The following is a 4,638-nucleotide window of genomic DNA, read 5'->3' as shown; positions in this document are numbered from 1 at the left end:
GCGAGTCGCCGCGGCTGCACCTCACGACCGTGCAGGACGTCGGGCTCGTCGTGGCCGCGGCGGCCACGGGCGGGTTCGCCGGCCGGACGTCCGTGCACGTCGACGAACTCGTCGACATGCCGTGGATCGCCACGCCCGCGTCGAACACGGAGCCCCAGCTCGGCGTCTGGCCGGGCCTGCCGGGGCGGCCGCGCGTCGTCCACAGCGCCCGGGACTGGCTGACAAAACTGCACTTGGTCGCGCGCGGGCTCGGCGTCACGACGATGCCGGAAGGGTTGTTGCCGGTCGCCCCGCCCGGCGTGCTCGCCTTGCGCGTCGAAGGCGCGCCACCCGAGGTCCGCCGGGTTTTCGTGGCGCGGCTGCCCGGGGCCGCCGCCCCGGCGATCGCCGCGGTCACCCAGGCGATCACCGCGACCGGCTAGGCGCGAAGGCCGTCGACGATCACCGCCACGATCCGGGGTGCGCGCTCGGCCCAGTCGGCTTCGGGGATCCGGGACAGCGCGCCGAGGAGCAGGATGACGTCGGCGGCGTCGACGCCGCCGCGGATCTGCCCGGCGGCTTTTCCTTGCTCCAGCAGCGTTTCGAGCGCGTCGTCGAGCCGCTGGTGCTGGCTGGAGTAGAGGTCCTGCCAGGCCGCCACCTCGATCGCCGCCATGACGCCGCGTTTGACGCGCGCGTACTCGACCAGCCGGTCCAGCCAGTGGGACAGCGCGTCGAGCGGGGAGTGTTCCGCCAGCAGCGGCGTCACGGTGCCGACGAGCTGGGTCAGCTCGGCCCGGTACACCTCCGCCAGCAGGTGCTCGCGGGTCGGGAAGTGCCGGTAGAGCGTGCCCTGGCCGACGCCCGCGGCCTTGGCGACCCGGTGCAGCTTCAGGTCGTCGGTGGCGCCGTTGGACTCGCTCAGCTCCGCACGGGCGGCCTCGACGATCCGGTCGCGGTTGGCGACGGCGTCCGATCGGCGCTCACGACCGGCCACGGTGTGCTCCCCTCACTCAAGTGGACAAGTGGCCGGTACAGTGGCAGCTAACCGGACAGTTGTCAGTTTAGCGGGAGATGTCATGAACGGACTGGACAAGGTCGTCGCGATCACGGGCGCGAGCAGCGGGATCGGCGAGGCGACGGCGGTGGAGCTGGCGAGCCGCGGCGCGGCCGTCGTGCTGGGTGCCCGGCGCACCGACCGGCTGGAAGTGCTCGCGCGGAAGATCCGGGACGACGGCGGCCGCGCGGAACTGCTGGACGTCGACGTGACCCGCCGGGCCGATCTCGAGCGGCTCGTCACCCTCGCCGTCGACCGCTTCGGCCGCCTCGACGTCCTGGTGGCCAACGCCGGCGTCGCCCGGATCGCGCCGGTCGGCGACCTCGACGTCGACGACTGGGACGCGATGATCGACGTCAACCTCCGCGGCGTGCTGCACGGGATCGCCGCCGCGCTGCCGGTGTTCCGCGCGCAGGGCCGCGGGCACTTCGTCACGACCGTCTCGACGTCGGGACTGAAGATCGTCCCGGCCCAGGCCGTCTACGCGGGCACCAAGAACGCCGTGCGCACGCTGCTGGAGGCGCTGCGGCAGGAGTCGACCGACGGCGTCCTGCGCACGACGTCCATCTCGCCGGGGTTCGTGCGCACCGAACTGGTCGACCACGTCGAAGACCCCGCGCAGCGCGAGCAGGCCCAGCAGGCGATGGCGGCGCTCGGCATCGGCCCCGACGCGGTCGCGCGAGCGATCGCGTTCGCCATCGAGCAGCCGGACGACGTCGAGATCGGCGACCTCACCATCCGGCCCACCCGGCAGGGCTGAGCTCCGCGGGTGGCGGCGGAAGTACGCGGGCAGTATCCGGTGAGCCCGCGGTGTCTTGAATGAGTCGTTCAAGACCACCCGGCACCCGCGGGTGGCGAGCATGCTGACCACCGGGCCGGTCGGGTCCTACACCGGGAACTGCCGCAACAGCGCGAAGTACCAAGGCCCCTACTCGGCCGGGTTCGTCGTCGGCGGGGCGCCTGCGGGCACGACCTACACCTGGCACGTCCCCGCCGGGCACCAGACCGCACGCTCACCCAGGGCAGCGCCACGGAAACGCTTTCCGCCACCGCGTTCATCCTCGCCGTCCGCGGAAACGTCTACTGCTGACTCACCGGTTCAGACCAATCTCGGCGACCTTGATCGAGCAAGGTCTACCGGCCGCGCCCGGTCGCGGGTGATCCTGTCGGTTCCGGATCGACCGAGGGATGTGGTCCCGTGTTCCGCCGCCTCGTTCTCGTGCTCGCCCTCTTCGCCGCGGTGACCGCCGGCACCGCGGAAGCCGGGCAGACCGCCCTGCGCGCGGCCGATCCCAGCGTGCTCCGGGTCGGCTCCACCTACGTCGCCGTCCAGTCGTCCGGCGGCGGGATCGTGGTGCGGCAAGCGTCGTCCACCGACGGCCTGGCGGCGGCGCCCGCCCGGCGGATCTGGTCGGACAGCCGCGGCCTCGGCGAGGTGTGGGCCCCGGAGATCGTCACCGACGGCGGCCGCTTCTACGTCTACTTCACGGCCGGAACCGGTGCGGCGCACCGGATGTACGTGATCAGCTCGGCCACCGCCGACAGCGGCTACACGGCGGAGACGCAGCTCGCGCTCCCCGACGGCAAGTGGGCCATCGACGGCACGCTGTTCACCTTCGGCGGCCAGCGGTGGTTCGTCTGGTCGGGCTGGGCCGGCGACACGAACGTCGAGCAGAACCTCTACATCGCCCGCATGAGCACTCCGACCACGCCGACCGGGGCGCGGTACATCATTTCGCAGCCGCGGGAGAGCTGGGAGCGGGTCGTCGGGAACCCGTACATCAACGAGGCCCCCGAAGCGATCAAGGACCCGAACGGCCAGCTGCACATCGTCTACTCCGCCAACGGCAGCTGGAGCGACCAGTACTGCCTCGCGGAACTGCGGCTGCGCGCGGGCGGCGACCCGACGTACGTGTGGGACTGGTACAAGTCCAACGGCTGCCTCTTCGGCTCCAACCGCACCACGATGATGACCGGCTGGGACCCGACGCTGTACGTGAACGGCCCGGGGCACAACAGCTTCGTCCTGCTGAACGGCGACATCGCCACCAGCCCGCCGTCCGGCCCGAAGTTCCCGCTGATGTTCCACGCCGTCGCGAAGGGAACGACGTATTCGTGGGCCAACAGGTACTGGTACACGGGGACGTTCTGCTGGTGGGGGTCGACGACCTACCGGCGGGCGAACGTCCCCGGCGCGACCACCGACACCGGGTGGAGCCTCAAGTTCTTCGAATGAGGCGGCCCACCCGGTGCCGCCGGGTCACTCCGCCGGGAGGATCCGGCCGCGGACCTCACCGAACGCGATGCGGCCGCCGCTCGCGCCCGGGGCCGTCGCCGTGATCACCACTTCGTCGCCGTCCACCAGGAACGTGCGCTCCTCGCCCTTGACCGTCAACGGTTCCGCGCCGCCCCAGCTCAGCTCCAGGAACGCGCCGCGCTGGTGCTTCTCCGGGCCCGAGATCGTGCCCGACCCGTACAGGTCGCCGGTCCGGGCCGACGCGCCGTTCACCGTCAGGTGGGCCAGCATCTGGGCCGGTGACCAGTACATCTCGCGGTACGGCGGGCGGCTGACCTCCTCGCCGTTCCACTCGACGACCAGCTCGATGTCCAGCCCCCACGGGCGGCTTTCGCGCAGGTACGGCAGCGGCTCCGGGTCCTGGCCGGGCAGCGGGACGCGCGCGGCTTCCAGCGCCAGCAGCGGGACCACCCACGCCGAGATCGACGTCGCGAAACTCTTGCCGAGGTTCGGGCCCAGCGGGACGTACTCCCACGCCTGGATGTCGCGGGCGGACCAGTCGTTGAGCAGCACCGCGCCGAAGACGTGGCGGGCGAAGTCGTCCGGGCGGATCGGGGTGTTCAGCGGGGTGCCGGTGCCGACCACGAAACCCAGCTCGGCTTCGATGTCCAGCCTCGTGCTGGGCCCGAACACCGGCGCCGGGTCGGCCTTGCGCTGGCCGCTGGGGCGGACGACGTCCGTGCCCGAGACCAGGACCGTGCCGCTGCGGCCGTGGTAGCCGACCGGGAGGTGCTTCCAGTTGGGCAGCAACGGTTCCGCGTCCGGGCGGAACAGCCGTCCGACGTTCGACGCGTGGTGTTCCGACGCGTAGAAGTCGACGTAGTCCGCGACCTCGATCGGCAGGTGCAGGGTGACGTCGGCGAGCGCGTGCACGGCGTCGTCCGGGACCTCGCCGGTCACGAGCGAGGTCAGCCGCTCCCGGACCGCCACCCAGCGGTCGTACCCCTGCGCCATGAACGGGTTCAGCGTCGGCGCCGCGAACACGTCGTCGCCGAGCGCGCGGGCCAGGTCGAGCACGGAGTCGCCGACGCGGACGCCGACGCGCGGGGCACCGCCGCCGGTCGAGAACACGCCGTAGGGCAGGTTGTCGGTCCCGAACGGGGAGCCCGCCGGGATCTCGATCGTGGTCATGCCTCTCCTCGGGGCAGCAGGCCGAGCTCGGCCAGTTCGGTCAGGGGGTCGGTGATGCTGCACGTGCCGAACGACGTGAACCGCGCGCGGACGCCGGCGGGCAGGTCACGCACGAGCGCCGCGACCGCCGGGCCGTCGCGCTCGGCGAGCCGGGCTTCCGCGCGGTCCGGGTCCG

At 72.2% G+C, this 4,638-nt stretch carries 5 protein-coding genes; 3 read left to right on the top strand and 2 right to left on the bottom strand.

Annotation, left to right across the window (positions count from 1 at the left end; translation table 11 throughout):
• A partial coding sequence (locus tag G3I65_RS35080; protein ID WP_239071642.1) for a LysR substrate-binding domain-containing protein occupies window positions 1-422 on the top strand: 422 nt, incomplete at its 5' end.
• On the opposite strand, the gene G3I65_RS35075 is transcribed toward G3I65_RS35080, so the two are convergent.
• Window positions 419-976 carry a TetR/AcrR family transcriptional regulator gene (locus G3I65_RS35075; RefSeq protein WP_160699910.1) on the bottom strand — a complete coding sequence of 186 codons (558 nt, stop codon included), beginning with the start codon at window positions 974-976 and terminating at the stop codon, window positions 419-421. The two genes, G3I65_RS35080 and G3I65_RS35075, sit on opposite strands and share 4 nt — an antisense overlap.
• A gap of 82 nt (window positions 977-1,058) precedes the next feature.
• Between G3I65_RS35075 and G3I65_RS35070 the strand changes: the two genes are divergently transcribed.
• Window positions 1,059-1,796 carry an SDR family oxidoreductase gene (locus tag G3I65_RS35070; protein ID WP_160699909.1) on the top strand — a complete coding sequence of 246 codons (738 nt, stop codon included), beginning with the start codon at window positions 1,059-1,061 and terminating at the stop codon, window positions 1,794-1,796.
• A 438-nt stretch (window positions 1,797-2,234) separates the two neighbouring features.
• Window positions 2,235-3,272 carry a glycoside hydrolase family 43 protein gene (locus tag G3I65_RS35065; RefSeq protein WP_160699908.1) on the top strand — a complete coding sequence of 346 codons (1,038 nt, stop codon included), beginning with the start codon at window positions 2,235-2,237 and terminating at the stop codon, window positions 3,270-3,272.
• A 24-nt stretch (window positions 3,273-3,296) separates the two neighbouring features.
• Here G3I65_RS35065 and fahA read toward each other — a convergent pair whose 3' ends face one another.
• Window positions 3,297-4,463 carry a fumarylacetoacetase gene (fahA, locus tag G3I65_RS35060; RefSeq protein ID WP_160699907.1) on the bottom strand — a complete coding sequence of 389 codons (1,167 nt, stop codon included), beginning with the start codon at window positions 4,461-4,463 and terminating at the stop codon, window positions 3,297-3,299.
• Between the last annotated feature and the right edge of the window lie 175 nt (window positions 4,464-4,638).

The organism is Amycolatopsis sp. SID8362 (genome assembly GCF_010550475.1).
Lineage (GTDB): Bacteria > Actinomycetota > Actinomycetes > Mycobacteriales > Pseudonocardiaceae > Amycolatopsis > Amycolatopsis eburnea.
The sequence above is the reverse complement of the archived record's forward strand: the minus strand, read 5'-3'. Positions and strand labels throughout refer to the sequence as shown.